Below are 15,588 nucleotides of genomic sequence, written 5' to 3' on the forward strand. Positions count from 1 at the left end.
GGGACTGATGGAGTTGGTTATGGCGGCATGTTTACCAGTGTCGGGGTTATTCTCGTACTATTTATACTGCTTATGATACTTGGGGGTTGTAATGCTTAAAGGACTCAGCCACAGGTTACTGAAGATTCGACTTTATGAGTACAGTGTAATTGGCCAAACAATTTAAAATCAGTAGTAACAATGACGAGCTACTACTGGCTCGTCTTTTCTTGTTCCAAGGTGCTGACGCTTAGAAAGCAATTTGGATGGGATGGATCGGCTACACTCTTCTAGACAGAAAAATTGTGGTCTAATATAGTAGACTACAGACCAACCTAGAAGGAGCAAACGGATCATGACTAAAAAAGAAAGACGTACCTTTAGCGCTGAATTTAAAGCGCAGATGGTTCAGCTCTATCAAAATCGCAAAGCACGAAAGGATATCATTCAAGAATATGATATGAATCCTTCATCGTTGGATAAATGGGTGAAAGAGAGTTCCACATCTGGATCCTTCAAAGAGAAAGACAACCGGACTCCAGAGGAATTAGAACTGATCGAACTTCGAAAACAGAACAAGCAACTGCTCATGGAGAATGACATTTTAAAGCAAGCCGCGCTGATCATGGGACGAAAGTAAATGTCATTCGCCAGAATAAACATAAATACTCGGTATCGGCAATGTGCGACGTCCTAAAACTCCCGAGAAGCACCTATTATTATGAAGCAAACAAAGTAGAAGTGACATCGGAGGGTGAGCTTCCCTCCCTGATTATGGACATTTTTCAAAGCAGCACTCAAAACTACGGTACGCGTAAGATTAAAAAAGTGTTACACCAGCAAGGTTTTACGGTATCCAGGCGGAGTATTGGACGAATCATGAAGGAATACGGGTTGGTTTCCTCGTATACGGTTGCTCAGTACAAGCCTCATCCCACGAGATGCAATGAAGCCAAGCAAGCGAATGTACTGGACCGGAAATTTGAACAAGAGCAAGCGTTGTCTGTCGTCGTAAGTGATCTGACGTACGTCCGAGTGGGTTCATATTGGAACTACGTATGCTTCTTTGTAGATCTGTTTAACCGCGAGATTATTGGCTACAGTGCAGGCCCTCACAAGGATGCCAAGCTGGTTGACCGTGCTTTGGCTTCAATTAAGGGCAACCTGAATGACATTCAACTCTTCCATACCGACCGAGGCAATGAATTCAAGAATAAGCTCATCGACGATGCGCTAGAGGCTTTTCAGATTGAGCGTTCTTTGAGCATGAAAGGCTGTCCCTATGACAATGCCGTTGCGGAAGCCACTTTTAAAATTTTCAAAACGGAGTTTGTGAAGAAACGTCATTTTGAAAGTCTTGCTGAGCTAACCACAGAATTACATGACTATGTACACTGGTTTAACCATATTCGGATTCACGGTTCTCTGGATTACTTGAGTCCAGCTGAGTTCAAGCAGAGACACCACAAAAAAATTGTCTAGTTTAGTGTTTACAATCCATATGTGTTGGTGTTGGATGCCTTGAAGCCTTAGAAAGAAAACAAGTCATTACACCCGGGTATACTGGCACTTCTAAACCACTCACTCTCGAGAGTGACGAGTCGAGTTTTACATTCTTCTTCCTTATAGGATGGCTGGTTTGATGAATAAATACTATGCGAGAAAAATGATCTTTACTACTTACTACAGCGGCAGGTCGGTCTCTGAAGATTAAGGAAATTCGATTACTGGAAGCTTTGGATGAGAGACAGATTTCTGTTTTGAAAATATGCTAAATGATATTTGAGGAGCATCAGCCAAACAGCAAATTCCGTTTCGATATGGTGTTTTGGTGATTGGTAACAGGTAGTGGAACTTATAGGAAGATAACCAAAAGTCCACATACTAAAAAGAAGGACCCAAAGAGTATAGATACAGAGCCTCTAAATTTCATGTCGTCAATGTAAGCGTCGCTTGGTTCTGAGTCACCTTTGATCTTCCAGGCTTCGTTTGCACGCCATCCCCAAGTGGGAATTCGTTTACTTAAAATACCAAGTGAGAAAAAAATAATCGCGATAAAAATAAGCATGAATCCCATTTGATCAACTCCTTAAGTAAACTATACCAAAAAAGAACGACAGATGGAAAGTGTCGTCCCTCAAGGATAGATGGAAAAAAAGAGGGCTTTGCCCTCCATATGATGGTGTAATGTTAATCTGAATAGGCAACCGCATTAAAACTTTCTATTCCTATTCGGGTGGCATCCGCTGTGCAAAATAAATATAAGGTATACACTAATTCATTTGATGGTGGTAGAGGGACATTGTAATCGGATGCATTAATGGTAACGACCTGTACAGCGTTTGGGTTTGCTTCGGAGACACTAACAGAGTAAAGGGCGTATGCAACAGGAGAGTCGAGAGTGCCTCTAACAATAGAAATAGCAATAACGGAGTCAAAAGGTGGAGTAGTGGGAAATGAAAGCTCAGCAATCCCTGATAATTGTACACGCATATTTTCCCCAGCGCCCGTCACGTCTAAGCCAAGCTCTGCGATGGCAACAGGAGTATTGGCTGGCATGGAGATTGAGATCGTATTACCGTAACTTGCGTTTTGAGATGTTCGAGCATCTAACAATCTAGTCATTATCTCATCTCCTTTTTTGGGTAAAGAATTTGCAAGCTGGAATAGAAAGATACATACTGTGCAGGGGCTGGATCGGTTGATAGTAGGGCTATTAAGCTTTAGAAGGATAAGCAGTAATAATCTAACACGATAGGGTCAGACCTATGCCTATTTTCCCAAGATCAAGTCAACAGCCCAATCTTTTTGGTTAATTGCACAATAAGCTACTTTGACTAGACTTTGGAGGTGATCATTAATTATGTTTAGACATTATTATTGGCAAAAGAAAATGCATCGGAGAAAATTTAGAAGATGTGTAGTTAAAAAAGTCAAAGTTTTACCGAAAGTTATTGTTAAAGGGATCCGAGGACCTCAAGGACCTCAGGGACCGCAGGGAGCGCAGGGAGTGCCGGGTCCACAGGGAGTTCCAGGTGCTCAAGGCCAGCAAGGGCTACAAGGTTTTCAAGGAATTCCCGGACCAACAGGACCCGCAGGAGCAGTAGGGCCAGCAGGAGCAGTGGGGCCAGCAGGACCAGTGGGACCGGCAGGAGCGGTAGGACCCGCAGGAGCAACGGGGGCAGCAGGGCCAGCAGGCGGCGGGATATCAGACTTCTTAAGTGTCTTCCGAGCAGATCCTGGTACGGGAACGGACACAGTTCCGGGTAACTCACCAATTACCTTTACTGGAGTTTTGGCTAATGTTGGTGGTGCATTTACTTTCACTCCTCCATCTACAACGATAACAATCAACGAAACGGGAAGCTATCTAATAGATTTTACAATTCATAACCAAGGTGATGCTGCTTTTAACCTTACCGTAAATGGAATCCCTGTTACTCCTGTTCCCTTCACGGGTAACGGTGGCGGACCAATTTCGGCAGAAGTCATTATTACTGTAGGGGTCGTTCCTACAACTATTCAATTGGTAAATGCAAATGCAACCCCAGCCCAACTTCATAACTTTACCAATACTACTCTTACTATATTAAAGTTGACCGTTTAAGCCATTTTTAATGATATATAGAACATTATATGTAGCCGCTTTAGAAAAGACTGTACGATTTCATATCGTCAGTTTGTCTAATTCACTTATAGTAAGCAGACGAATTTATGGGGGAGGGATTGTATAGCATGGCAAGAGAACGTAGTGGCAGTAATAAGATCCATTAAACACTATCACTACTCCAAAGCCTATCTTTAAAGTTAAAATGGTAAATCCGCAGTAACATTGTAAAAAAAACAATGATATTATTCAAACATTGAAATATGAATGCTAAGAAGGTTAGGAAACTTTTCCTACCTTCTTTTTGTTGTGGCATTTAAAAAAGAAATTTATTCGAACGAAGATCAATAGTAAATCTGGATAAGTCAGACGTTATTCTGTATTTATAGTAGTTTGCGAATGTAGTCCATCCGGCATCGGTTAGCGTCAAAGATGGACATTGGTAGGGCGAACAGTTCCAAGTAACTCCAATCAGTGAGGCATTTTTAACTGGCTGTCAAAAAAGCATCAGCGGGCGTAAATAATTGACCTGAATCACACTAATGGAGATTTGCCGGAGCTACTTGTATCTGTATCGCACACAAGTTCACCAGTGGGAACGTGATCAATATCTGTACTTTACTAAATAGTGAAACCCCTTGGGGCTCTAAGGGATATGGCCCATTGGTGAGATAAACCAAGACACCTTCAAGGTAAATGGAAATTCTCTTTCTGAAAATGCCATAGTGGTAAGCGTAAAGGCACAGCATAGTAAAACAGCAAAGGCAATCGAATCATGAAGCTAAAGATTGCTGACAAATTGTCGAAAACATCAGTAAGTTCTTCAACATTAGTCATTAGAGAATCCAATGTGGCTAAGACAAAGAAGAAATTAGACAGTGTTGAGAAGGCTATAGCTAACTATAAGTCCTTCTCTTTTTCTTCCGAATTAGCATGGTCAGGAAAAGGAGGACAGGCAGAGCAATCTGAAAGATAGGCCAAACTCGAACCAAGGCTACATGAAGACCGAACCACAAAAATTCGGTTAACCTAGAGGAGAGAAACGTAAGGGCGTATATGATGATACTTAGCAACAGTAAAGCAGGCTTATATCTAAAGGGGGTTATCGTTTGAAGCCCAATGACGGCACCAAACATAAAACCAGCCGTTTTGATTCCGATTCCAATAAATAGAATCATCGAAAACAGGACATCAGCTCTCTCAACGATCTTCGGTAGCTGAATTAGTTGTGTAACCTCAAATAAGGGATAGGTGCTTGATGCTGCCCATTCCGGACCTAAAACCAGGATTGTTAGTTCATTCATTACAATAAGGAACACAGCAGTGATCCAGTAAACAATGACGATTGACCGCTGTAATTTACGTTTATCCGTAACAATCTTGAACAGCACAAGAAAAAGAACCGTCTGCCCGAAGGGAAAAGACACGATCTCGGGAATGGCAGCCTTCACTACGGGAGTTAGACCATTCTCCAATACAGGAAATAAAAATTCAAAGTGAATGAGTCCTGTAAAAGGAGTAAGCAATAATAAAATGCCATAACCAAAAACCAATAGAAGAAGGAAGATATGACATAGAAGGAACCAGACCCTCGGTCCAAACCACACTACATCGGCACAGACAATTAACGCTATAAACGTAATAACTTCGGTAGGAGTTCTGTTAAGTAATGTCAATGCGCCGAGCTCACCAATGTCCCTGACACTCCTGGAAGCTTCATAAGCAAAGTAACTGATGAACAGAAGACCACCCAGACTACCTATCCATTTTCCCCAATAATGGCATAGGAGCTCGTACAAATCTCGATGTGGATCAAGTTTATGCATGTATAAATACATGATTAGCAAGACGAAGCCTACAAGTGCGCCGATCAGCATGGCTAGCCATGCATCCTGCTTGGCTGTAGCTCCCAAGAGGAATAAGGTTGTACTGCCAACCTGAAACAAGGAAAAAGCGATAGCTAACCCGGATACCCTGGTGACGGTTTTATTCATACTTTTTAAGCCCCTTTATACAAAATGGGTTAGGTTTGACTTCCGATATGCTTCTGTAGGAGGCCAGGACGCTGAATCCGTGCATCCACTCGAATGTCCAGTTCTATCTTCTTGAATTCCTGATCCCAGTCTTTTTTCACCGTTCCCCACTCCCTTGGGAACCTCCGGTGAATCCGGTCAGCAAAACCAGTTGCGTCTACACCAAGTTCCTGAAGTTTAGCCCAGCCCTTATTTATCGTACTGGTCACTTCTTTTGCAATCTCTTCTTCCAGATCATGTATGGTCTTCGTCTTGGAAATATCCTTAGTGCATGTAGTTTCATTTAAAGTCCCATTAATTTTCACTCCAACCTGCATAGTGTAATGAGAACTGGTTTTTCTGGGTGTAAGCTTTACATTAGCAGAGTTTACTAGTATGGAAGAGTACATTTCCCTACCGGGCTGTTTGCTGCATGGGAACGAAATTTCGCTGTTGTTAATCTTTTGAGACAGATAAGATACACCCAGACTCTCTTCCTTGTTGAGAAACCCTTTGAGCTTTCCTTTTTGGAATACCGCCAATTTAGTCAATGCCAGTTTGAGCGGGGCCGAGGTTTTTTTGAAGACATCCAGACTCTCTGCTTCCTTCACATCCTGATAGTCCCCTTCTCCGGTCAACTCGGCGACCGGTACTCCAATAGATTTGGAATCCGAGTTCATGCTTAATACGAAATCATAAACCCTAACTTTCGGAAACACCGATAAAATATCACTCTCTTTGTCGACTAATTCAGCCATGGCGACGCCTTGAAGTTTTTCAGGCGGCAGTAATTTCTTTAATAGATCGGATGCTAAGCCGTCCGTTACAATCATAGTTACCATCTCCCTTGCTTCCGTATTACGAAGATAAAAATCAATTAAACGGTCCATTCCTTTCTCAGCCGCTCTCTTACCGATAAATACAACACGATTATGTGCTATGTAGATTTGTCTTGATGTTTTTAAATTGCTGTACGATAACGCCTGGTTATAGGTTTTGGACTTTACTGAGAATACATGGGATGCCGGTTGAGAAGATCCTCCCGTTCCTCCTCCGGTACCACTTGCAAGGGCGGAGGGAATAATAATCTGATAGGACATCATCCACTGTCCGTCGTCCATCATATCTACTCCTGTAGCCGCAGTTACCCACAGCTCATTCAGTTCGACTCGGTTCCAGCAACCCGCCAAAATGAATAATATGACCAAGGCCAAAATAAATCTGCCTAATTGGGACATATCGGTTCCTCCTTACGCCATGGGATCTCGGCTGTGTTCCCCCGCTTGTTCTGCAAATGATTCCTGTTCCGTTGCCTGTCTTACTGGATTGACATCCCCAATCATTTTCGGCCGTTTCTTCATCTTCCACCAAGGTACACGCACAAACAGGTCTTTCATATTGCTCGTATAGAAAGGTGCGAGCGGCATCATATAAGGAACGCCGAACGAATTCACAGATACTAATCTAACGAGGATGGGAACCAAGCCCGCCAAAACGCCGTATAATCCAAATAAACCCGCTAACAGCATGAGTCCAAATCTGAGCAAACGAACAGCCCCCGCCATATTGATCGCAGGTAGTACAAAGTTGCAGATAGCTGTGAATGAAACCACAATCACCATAGCTGCAGAAACCAATCCCGCCTGTACAGCAGCTTGTCCAAGAACCAATGCCCCAACGATAGAGATTGCAGGCCCTACGGCGCGCGGCATTCGTACTCCTGCTTCGCGAATAACCTCAAAGGTCAGCTCCATTAGCATTGCTTCAAGCAGGGCTGGCAATGGTGTATTCTCTCTCTGCGCAGCCAAAGTGATGAGCATTGTTGTAGGCAGCATTTCCTGGTGAAACGTTGTTGTTGCAATAAAGAATGAGGGTAATAGCAATGCCAAGAAAAAGGATGCCATTCGAACGATTCGAAGAAAAGATGCCAGATCATAACGTTGGTAGTAGTCTTCACTGGATGCGATGAACCGAAAAAAGGTTACAGGAGCAATCAATACAAATGGAGTCCCATCAACCAATATCGCTACTAACCCCTCAAGCAAGCTGCCTGCTACAGTATCCGGGCGCTCAGTGTTATATATGGTTGGAAAGGGGGTCCATACCCCATCTTGAATAAATTCCTCGATATATCCACTTTCGAGAATACTGTCCGTGTTAATGGAATCTAATCGTCTGGAGATTTCCTTAACCACCTCTGGATCTGCAATGCCTCGAATATATGCCACCGATACCTTCGTCTGCGTGTATGATCCGATAATTCGAGAATCAAAGTGGAGTTCAGTTGATTTGATCCTTCTCCGGAGGAGTGCGATATTGGTGGATATATCCTCTGTAAACCCCTCTTTAGGACCGCGAATTACTGTCTGCGATGTTGGCTCCTCAACCGCTCTTTTAGCCCCCCCGCTCATAGAAGCAGCAAAGGCCTTGGTGCTGCCTTCGACAAGGAGAACCACCTGTCCATAAAGAACGGCATGGATAAGTGCTTTCTCATTTTTAAGGCAAGTGATGCCCCCAATAGGAATACGATCCATCAACCAACTTTCAACATTACGATCGGAGAGATCCCCATTTCGAATACCTGCAGTAAGTTCCTCCAGCAGTGTCGTTAAAATTTGCTGATCAATCAGGCCTTGAAGAAAACCTACAGCGAGAACCGGATTGCCCTGTTTATCGTTCAAACAACGAAGAATGAAATCCGTGCTATGTCCTATTTCCTGCTTCAGCAAGGTCACGTTGTCCTTAAGCGTGCCACTCAGTTCCTTGGATAACTCAGTCGTTTTTTTATCATTAACTGGTTCAGAGCTCGTGCCATTTTTAGATCGTGAAGGCTGCTTAAACAGCCATTTTTTTAACTTGTCAACCATAGCAATACAGTTCCCTTCTAGATAGCGGTTAACTGTAATATGTTGCTATTCCACGATTTATATGTACACACCTTCCAAAAGATGTTTTTATATCAATTTATTTCAACTATGTTTACAATAGTAGAAGCTTTTTTAGTGGCATACGGCAAAAATTGTTGGCCGGTATAGACACAGTCTAAGAGAAGGGCTTGCGGATGTCGTTTTTGTATTGGATGGATTCGTTGTAGCCAAAGACCTTCATTCAGAGTTTTTAAAAGATGAGTCATTTCGAATGGTGGTATCTCCAGATCATCTGCTGGCATCTCGTTCCTCATTGATTGTTGATGACTTTCACAGAGAACAAATTTGGTTGCTTTACCATAGGATTTACCGGATATATCATTTTCTGCGCAAATGCTCTGGCATCGGGAAAAGTGGATTTTCACATCGTTGGCTGCTCTAATACATGTTGCAAAGAATGAATTAAAATCAAATGAAGCATCTGGCTCATAAGAGGAGCACTTGCGAAGTTATTTAAAGCACAAAAAAGTCCTCCGGAAATCACCATTTAAAGACATTCTTGCCAGATGTCATTTTTCGTTGGCTACCGTGAGGGAGGCAGAGCACTTAAATATTGCTTTTTGATAGCTGTCCACTTGACAGGGGTCGCTTCAGTTTGGAGAGGTTTTTACTCTTTTATAAGGGGAGACGATATTATGGAAGCAAAACCCGCTGTAGAATAATATAGCTCTCAGTCTTAGTGAAATAACTATTAGAATGCCCCCAATAGAAAGAATCGGCAGCCATGGATAAGAAAATAAAATAAAATCCTAGACTGCCGATGTTCTATTGAACTCTCGTGTCCCTTAAGTTCAATCGCTTCCCTTTTCATAAAAGTTGTTGTGTAAAGCTTTCTGCCGTTTAAATCATGTCTTACTCCAAGTCACTTTGTAAAATTCTAATCTCCACCGAGTTCAATCGTTTTCGTGGCGACACGGTCATGAAATTCCCGATCATGTTCCACGAATACAATGGTCGGCGTGTACTCAAGCAACAGCTCCTCAATTTGCATCCGGGAAATCACGTCGATAAAGTTGAGCGGTTCGTCCCAAATATGCAGATGAGCCTCCTCACATAGGCTTCTCGCGATTAGAACCTTCTTCTTCTGCCCGCCGCTAAACGCCGATATATCCTTCTCAAACTGGATGCGGGCGAAATCTAGCTTACGTAACACGGCCTTAAATAAGCTTTCGTCAATTCTGTGCTCTGCTGCATAATCGGAAAGCGTTCCTCGCAGATGAGAAGTATTCTGGGATACATAGGAAACGCGAAGCTGAGGCTCCCGTTGAAACGTACCTGTATAATGTAGCGTCTCATCGTTCAGCAGGCGGAGCAAGCTAGACTTACCTGAACCATTTGGACCTGAAATTGCAATCCGATCTCCTGGTTCGATCGTCAGACAAATGTTCTTGCAAACCGCTCTTTCCCCGTAGTAAATCGTGACGTGATCCAGCATAGCCAGTTCCGATTTGGGATACACGAGCTGAGAGATCGCAAGGCTTTCTGACTGTTCGATATTTCGGAGCAATTTCGATTTTTCCTCTAAAGCGGCGTGTTGCCGCTGTTCGATGGATTTCGAGCGTTTCATCATTTTCGCTGCCTTATGCCCGACGTATCCCTTGTCAAGCTTGGAGCCGGAGTTTCGTGTGCCGTTTTTCGATTTTTCGGTCTCGAAAGACCAGCCGCTAGTACGTTTAGCAGAAGCAGATAAACGCTGTATGTCTTTGTACAGCTTTTCGTTTTGTGCCATTTCGAACGTATCTTGGCGAGTTTTGTTCGTCCACCAACTGGAGAAGTTGCCTTTTTGGATTTCGATATTCGTTTTGTTGATCGATAGAATATGATCCACGCAGCGGTCGAGAAAAGCCCGGTCGTGTGAAACAAGAATAAAACCGCGCTTCGTATTCAGATAATCGGCGACAAGCTTGCGTGCGTGCAAGTCGAGATGATTGGTCGGTTCGTCGATGAGCAGAAATCGATTGTCTTGGATGAATAGCACGGCCAGCAATACCTTCGTCTGTTCTCCTTGGGACAGCGATTCGAATGGCCTGTACAACACGTCTTCTGAAACCTTAAGCAGGTTCAGTTCGCGCATCAACTTCCAGCTCTCATAGCTTGGCACGATCTCTTCGACGACGTCTAAGGTCAAATACTCCGGGTGCTCGACGGGAAACGGAAAATAATCAAAGGCGACTGGTGTGGAGATCGTACCGCTGTATTCGTATTTCTCCTGCAACAGGTTTAAGAACGTCGTTTTCCCCCGACCGTTTCGCCCCGTAAAGCCCAACTTCCAGTCTGTATCAATTTGAAAATGAACATTTTCGAATATGGGGTCATAGCTGCCTGGATAGGCAAAAGTAAGATTGGTTACCTGAATGGCGGGCATGGTAGTCATCCTTTCGTTTGGAAATAAAAAAGAACCGCAAGAAAGGTGCTATCTTGCGACTCTAATCCATACGAGGAAATACGGCCCCATTCCAAGGGGCCGTATGACTGTCCGGAGAGGGAGCGCAAACGAAACGCAGACCTTTCTTGCAGAGATGAATAAAACGACCACAGCCGATCGCTGAGTCCGTTCTTTTCGTGATCTCAAAGCAAGAAAGTTCTACATGTATCCGTTCAACTCCCGTCATCAAATTACATCCAGTTTATCACAATAGTAATTTAACTACAACCTGCGTAGCCCTGTTAGGCTGAAGCCTCGCGTAGTTCGACATGCTCCTTAGATTGATTACTGTTATTTAACTATCCTGCTCGTTCGTATTAGGTTGATAACATATAGGTTTTTAAAATACCTAGCGTTATAGCAGCAGAACCAATTTAATATTTAAGTATGGAAGGTCTCTGATAACTCAGGGGCTTATTTTGCGTCTTGAGGAGGTGATGAAACCCATGGCAAAATAAAGTCAACATGGATATATACAACTGGATCTAACAAGACCAGTTGAAGAATTGACTGTTAGTCATTTCTGCTGTCATTGCTTCACAGCCAGCAGGCCGGAAAGAAAAATACTTAAAGGATTGGATATAGCAATAGGAAGTGCATTAGCATAGATACAGGCCCAAGAAGAAAAAGATCAGAAACCAAACGATGATAGCCAAGGAAAAGTTTCCTGAACGGAGAGACGGGGGAAAGAAGGTTGGATGAGTGGGAGATTTTTAAATTTAGTGCCACTTTAGGTAGTAGCGCGGTAACGTATTTCTACGGTGGGTGGTCGGGAGTATTGGGGGTGTTGCTCGAAAGGTATTTATTTTTATAATAGTTGCTGTATCTCATCTAATTAATGGCGTCTTAGGCGATTCGCATCTTTTCCGGGATGCAGTCGCCTATTTTTATATGGCAAATGAGCTGATTGTTGAAAATGGCGGCAGGCTTGGTGCGCCAGTCCCGTCGATCATTCGGCAGGCTGTGGAAGTTTTAAAGAGTAAAAGCGGAGAAAAGGAAGGTGGTGGGGAAAATGCAGATAAGCAAAAAAAGGTATCGCACAGGGAACGACGTATCTCGCTATCAAGGCAATATTGATTGGAACCTGGTCAAAGCGGGAAGCGCGACATTTTGCTGATGTGGTGGATCAGGTAGGCGGTGCAAAAGCGCTGGACCTTCCTGCGGTGATGGATTATGAAAACAACCCCGGCAAGCTGTCCAAAACGCTTATTACTGTGGCGTTGGCCTTCCTGATCAAGCTGGAGCGGATTACAGGACGTAAGCCCATTATCTATACGGGCAATGCATTCGCAGCTAATTTTAATGCTTCATTAGGTGGCTACCCACTATGGATAGCCCGTTACAGTGAAACGCGCGTACCGAGCGATACAGTGACGTGGAAACGTTGGGATATTTGGCAATACAGCGATAGTGGCAAGGTATCCGGGATAAAAGGAAACGTGGACCTGAACGAATTTGATGGAACAACGGACGAGCTGCGTAAATCGATTTGGCGTTATTGTCCCTGGACAAGAGACAGAATCCGTACATCCGGCACATTCCGCGTAAACGGTAAAGAAGCGGGGGAAAGCCCTTCTATATGGCTCCAGAACCTATGTACCGCTGCGGTCTTTGGCAAATGCCTTGGGCGTGTCTTATCGTTGGGACAATACCAGCAAGGAAGCCTATTTAAATGGGTCCAAGCTGCAAACTGTCCAACTTGTAGAGGGTACAGCGTATGTGCAACTCAGACCAATTGCTGATGCTTACGGTACAGTAGTGTCATGGGACCCAAAAAATAAAATTGCAACATTAACGAGAGGGGATAAATAATCATGCAAACAATTATCGAAACTGTACAGCCTTATGTTAATACCAATGTCACAGCCGCTGCTGGTGTAGTACTTACAGCGTTTGTTTTAGGAGGTCTGAACAAACTCAAGACTAAGGTTAACGTGTGGATAGAAGCGCGTACAACGGCAGCGCAACGTGAAGTGATTCATAAAATTGCTGGAGAGAGTTTTGCTCTTGCTCAAACAGCATTTAAAGAAGCTGGGGGAGAACGCAAGCTTCAGGAGGCTTTGCAGTATGCTTCACTTACTCTTTCCAGTCAAGGTATTGTAGTATCCCAAGTAGAGTTAAAATCTGCGATTGAGAAGGCATATCTGGAGTATAAGGCCAAAACAAAAACGGTACTAGCTACTGAAGAACAGCCAAACGAGGATGCAGTACAGGCCAGTTAAGGAGGCTTTATCTGGTCTGGCTGCAAAGCTTAATGATTTCTTGGCTCAGGCTACGGCAGAGGTATCATCCGGTCAGATTCAGACTGCAACTGAGTCTATTCAAGAACCAACAGAATCAGTACAAGCGCCTGCTTTGGAGCAAGGATAATACGGCTAAAGTTACAAAGTAAACACTAAACAGATAAGGAAAGCCGGAAAGATAGCGTAACTTGCTCCTTTCCGGCTTTTTGGCATGTTGCTAATCAGAGCAATTACTTGTTCAGCAGCATGAAGTTATTGATGAAACCCTCTTCTTGTATAAAGATGGGGGTTTGAATTTTCGATGTGAAATCATAATAATATACGCCGCGCCCTTCCTCCTCATTTTTCTCAGAGGCGCTACCCAAATAGTAGACACCCTTGCCGTCGGGGGACATATAGACAAATTGGCGGGTTAAAATAGGCAACTTTATTTTGGTACGTTTACCTGTTGCAATATCAACCAGACTATACTCGGGTTTGCTGTGATTAGTTAGATTGGTAGTTACGAGAAGTAGTTTATCATTACTGCTGGACATTGATGATATTTTCTCTTTTCTCAGTGTGATGATAGAGCGTTCTTGCTTGGTGACGCTATTGATTTCTGTAACCTTGTTGTCCGGAGGGGCCATGATGGTTTGTGTTCGGTTTGAGATGACTCTTTGTTTCTCGTGCTCCTTATCTGAATACTGTGAACTGTAAATTGTTTTTTTGTCTGGATTATAGGTGATAGACCAAGTGGTAGTATCATCCTGATTTTCATCATGCATAATTTGCATGGTACGGGTTGCTTTATTATAGAACATAGTTTTAAGTATCCGCTCTCCTTTTTTGACCGCAACCAGGACGAGGGGGCCGTCTGGAGTAGTTGGTACAATACGATTGATGGCAAACAAATTATCGGTAAGCTGTTCGGTTTTTTTCGTAGTCAAGTCATACGAAAATAATTGGTCTCCCTTATCACCGACATCAGCAGAATAATAAATTTTGTGATCAGGCAAGGATACCACAGAAAGCGGGTATTGAGAGGTATACGGAACATCAGCCAGCTTGGTTATTTTTTTACTGCTTAAGTCGTACGTCATAACTCGCATAACCATGCCTTGATATGCGTTCTTCCCATTCACATATTCTGTATAGGTCATGGATAGATATTGGCCCTGACCGGCTAGAGCTGTCTTTTCCCCTGATTGGTTTTTTTGGGGTACAGCAGATTCTGCTGGTGGGGTAGAAGAGGGGGAGCAGGATGACAATAAAGCTGGCACGAGCAGGGAAAGTATAAAGAATTTGTAGCGGCGTGTTCTCAAAACGATGCATTCCTTTCTGAAATAAGTGATGAATCAAACTGAATATAATGCGAAAGGGGAAAAGGATAGGAACGAGACCCTATCCTTTTTGCTATAAAGATATTAGAAATTATAGGAGTATCTACCTGAAAATGAAGTATACGAATGCCATGTTAAACCTAGATCCTCTACACCAGTTTTCCAAATATCAACGATTGCATCTGGAAGAGATCCATTGTCAGCTTTATTAAAAGTGGCTACGATATCATTATCAGTATTCCTTACCCGAATTTCTGTCCCAAACTCGGGATTATCAATGGCCCCTTTTGTTGCGCAGTCACCTCTTCGGAGAGTATTGCCATTCTCACCTTTCTGGTCCGTGAAGTTGGTTCCTCTCCCTGTGCCTATAACAGAGCCATGCTTGTCTCCACTAATAGAAATTACATTATTAGATGCTCCGTATCTGTAATCCCCAGCTGGGTTTCGTGTTCCGCGTGGCAATGCATTAAGTCCATAAACATCCGAAGATAGTCTATTTTCTTTTGGCAGGATAATGTCCTTGATAAGACCTTCACCATCATAAATTACTTTTAGTCCAGGTTGTGGGGCAGGGTTTTCAATATGGTATACGGGCCGGGGTGTCTTGTCTTCTTCGATTTTCTTAATCATTGCTTCTTCTTTTTCCGATTCAATTTGTTGTTCAGCAGTAAGTGGGGCAATAGCGGCTGGAGATTTTTCTGATTCAGGTACAGGAGTCCCTTTTTCCACTATAACCATATTATTGTTATCATCGTATTGAATGATGGTATCTGCTAACATGCGGTCAGGTATTTTATCTCCTTTCTCAGCATGGGAGATAGCTGGACTGACGACTCCCCAAGAGATGAGTAGCGTTGCAGCCAGAAAAGCTCGTGGTAGAAACTTTACTTTCATAACAAAATGCCTCCTTGAAATATTTGTAAATACATAGCCAGCGTAAAGGACTCTACTGATATTGTCAACCTTTTTATGGCATATATGAATATATTTAATAGATTCGTGATGGGTGGGTATAGGCTTGAAATGAAAAAAAGGAAGGTTATTGACAACTGTTAAATTATGATCAACAATTG

The 15,588-nt window shown here is 43.2% G+C and carries 15 protein-coding genes and 1 pseudogene; 7 read left to right on the forward strand and 9 right to left on the reverse strand.

Annotated elements, in window-relative coordinates; all coding sequences use genetic code 11:
* Positions 1–334 precede the first annotated feature (334 nt).
* Positions 335–1,461, forward strand: a protein-coding gene (locus JOD82_RS01710; RefSeq protein ID WP_141695453.1) for an IS3 family transposase whose coding sequence is annotated in 2 segments (ribosomal slippage) — positions 335–584 and positions 584–1,461 — 1,128 coding nt in all. Because the reading frame shifts where the segments join, the coding sequence is not laid out codon by codon here.
* A gap of 373 nt (positions 1,462–1,834) precedes the next feature.
* On the opposite strand, the gene JOD82_RS01715 is transcribed toward JOD82_RS01710, so the two are convergent.
* Together JOD82_RS01715 and JOD82_RS01720 are read right to left on the reverse strand one after the other, a co-directional pair.
* Entirely contained in the window at positions 1,835–2,056 is a 222-nt protein-coding gene (locus JOD82_RS01715) for a DUF6199 family natural product biosynthesis protein (protein ID WP_069010594.1), read from the reverse strand.
* 113 nt (positions 2,057–2,169) lie between these two features.
* Complete coding sequence (locus JOD82_RS01720; RefSeq protein WP_029517855.1) at positions 2,170–2,604, reverse strand: hypothetical protein; 435 nt, start codon at positions 2,602–2,604, stop codon at positions 2,170–2,172.
* A gap of 238 nt (positions 2,605–2,842) precedes the next feature.
* Here JOD82_RS01720 and JOD82_RS01725 point away from each other — a divergent pair, with 238 nt between their 5' ends.
* A complete protein-coding gene (locus JOD82_RS01725; RefSeq protein WP_069010593.1) occupies positions 2,843–3,586 on the forward strand; it encodes a BclA C-terminal domain-containing protein in 744 nt (247 codons plus the stop codon).
* 896 nt (positions 3,587–4,482) lie between these two features.
* Here the strand turns inward: JOD82_RS01725 and JOD82_RS01730 are convergent.
* From JOD82_RS01730 to abc-f, 5 genes are all read right to left on the reverse strand, one after another.
* Positions 4,483–5,580, reverse strand: a complete 1,098-nt coding sequence (locus JOD82_RS01730) for a GerAB/ArcD/ProY family transporter (protein ID WP_029517853.1) — start codon at positions 5,578–5,580, stop codon at positions 4,483–4,485.
* 29 nt (positions 5,581–5,609) lie between these two features.
* Positions 5,610–6,836 (reverse strand): Ger(x)C family spore germination protein, encoded by a 1,227-nt coding sequence (locus JOD82_RS01735; RefSeq protein ID WP_029517852.1) that lies wholly within the window; start codon positions 6,834–6,836, stop codon positions 5,610–5,612.
* A 12-nt stretch (positions 6,837–6,848) separates the two neighbouring features.
* Positions 6,849–8,465, reverse strand: coding sequence for a spore germination protein (locus JOD82_RS01740; protein WP_069010592.1), 1,617 nt, complete (start codon positions 8,463–8,465; stop codon positions 6,849–6,851).
* Positions 8,466–8,557: 92 nt separating this feature from the next.
* Positions 8,558–8,767: a hypothetical protein gene (locus JOD82_RS01745; protein WP_029517850.1), complete on the reverse strand. Its 210-nt coding sequence runs from the start codon at positions 8,765–8,767 to the stop codon at positions 8,558–8,560.
* Positions 8,768–9,402: 635 nt separating this feature from the next.
* Positions 9,403–10,890: a ribosomal protection-like ABC-F family protein gene (gene abc-f / locus JOD82_RS01750; RefSeq protein ID WP_069010591.1), complete on the reverse strand. Its 1,488-nt coding sequence runs from the start codon at positions 10,888–10,890 to the stop codon at positions 9,403–9,405.
* 825 nt (positions 10,891–11,715) lie between these two features.
* Between abc-f and JOD82_RS28945 the strand changes: the two genes are divergently transcribed.
* From JOD82_RS28945 to JOD82_RS28950, 5 genes and pseudogenes are all read left to right on the forward strand, one after another.
* On the forward strand, positions 11,716–12,027 hold the full coding sequence (locus JOD82_RS28945) for a phage holin family protein (RefSeq protein WP_256026039.1): 312 nt from the start codon (positions 11,716–11,718) through the stop codon (positions 12,025–12,027).
* A gap of 11 nt (positions 12,028–12,038) precedes the next feature.
* A pseudogene (locus tag JOD82_RS29670) lies at positions 12,039–12,437 on the forward strand (glycoside hydrolase family 25 protein); the annotation flags it as partial.
* Between the two features lie 124 nt (positions 12,438–12,561).
* A complete protein-coding gene (locus JOD82_RS29675) occupies positions 12,562–12,762 on the forward strand; it encodes a stalk domain-containing protein (RefSeq protein WP_397376019.1) in 201 nt (66 codons plus the stop codon).
* A gap of 2 nt (positions 12,763–12,764) precedes the next feature.
* Complete coding sequence (locus tag JOD82_RS01770) at positions 12,765–13,172, forward strand: phage holin, LLH family (RefSeq protein WP_245231630.1); 408 nt, start codon at positions 12,765–12,767, stop codon at positions 13,170–13,172.
* Positions 13,153–13,320, forward strand: coding sequence for a hypothetical protein (locus tag JOD82_RS28950; protein ID WP_245231631.1), 168 nt, complete (start codon positions 13,153–13,155; stop codon positions 13,318–13,320). The genes JOD82_RS01770 and JOD82_RS28950 overlap by 20 nt, the downstream gene beginning before the upstream one ends.
* Before the next feature lie 103 nt (positions 13,321–13,423).
* On the opposite strand, the gene JOD82_RS01775 is transcribed toward JOD82_RS28950, so the two are convergent.
* Complete coding sequence (locus JOD82_RS01775; protein ID WP_245248882.1) at positions 13,424–14,497, reverse strand: TolB-like translocation protein; 1,074 nt, start codon at positions 14,495–14,497, stop codon at positions 13,424–13,426.
* A gap of 102 nt (positions 14,498–14,599) precedes the next feature.
* The gene (locus JOD82_RS28955) at positions 14,600–15,409 is read right to left on the reverse strand and encodes a hypothetical protein (protein ID WP_245231633.1); all 810 of its coding nucleotides are present in this window, start codon (positions 15,407–15,409) and stop codon (positions 14,600–14,602) included.
* Positions 15,410–15,588 lie beyond the last annotated feature (179 nt).

Source organism: Paenibacillus sp. 1182 (genome assembly GCF_017833915.1).
Lineage (GTDB): Bacteria > Bacillota > Bacilli > Paenibacillales > Paenibacillaceae > Paenibacillus > Paenibacillus polymyxa_D.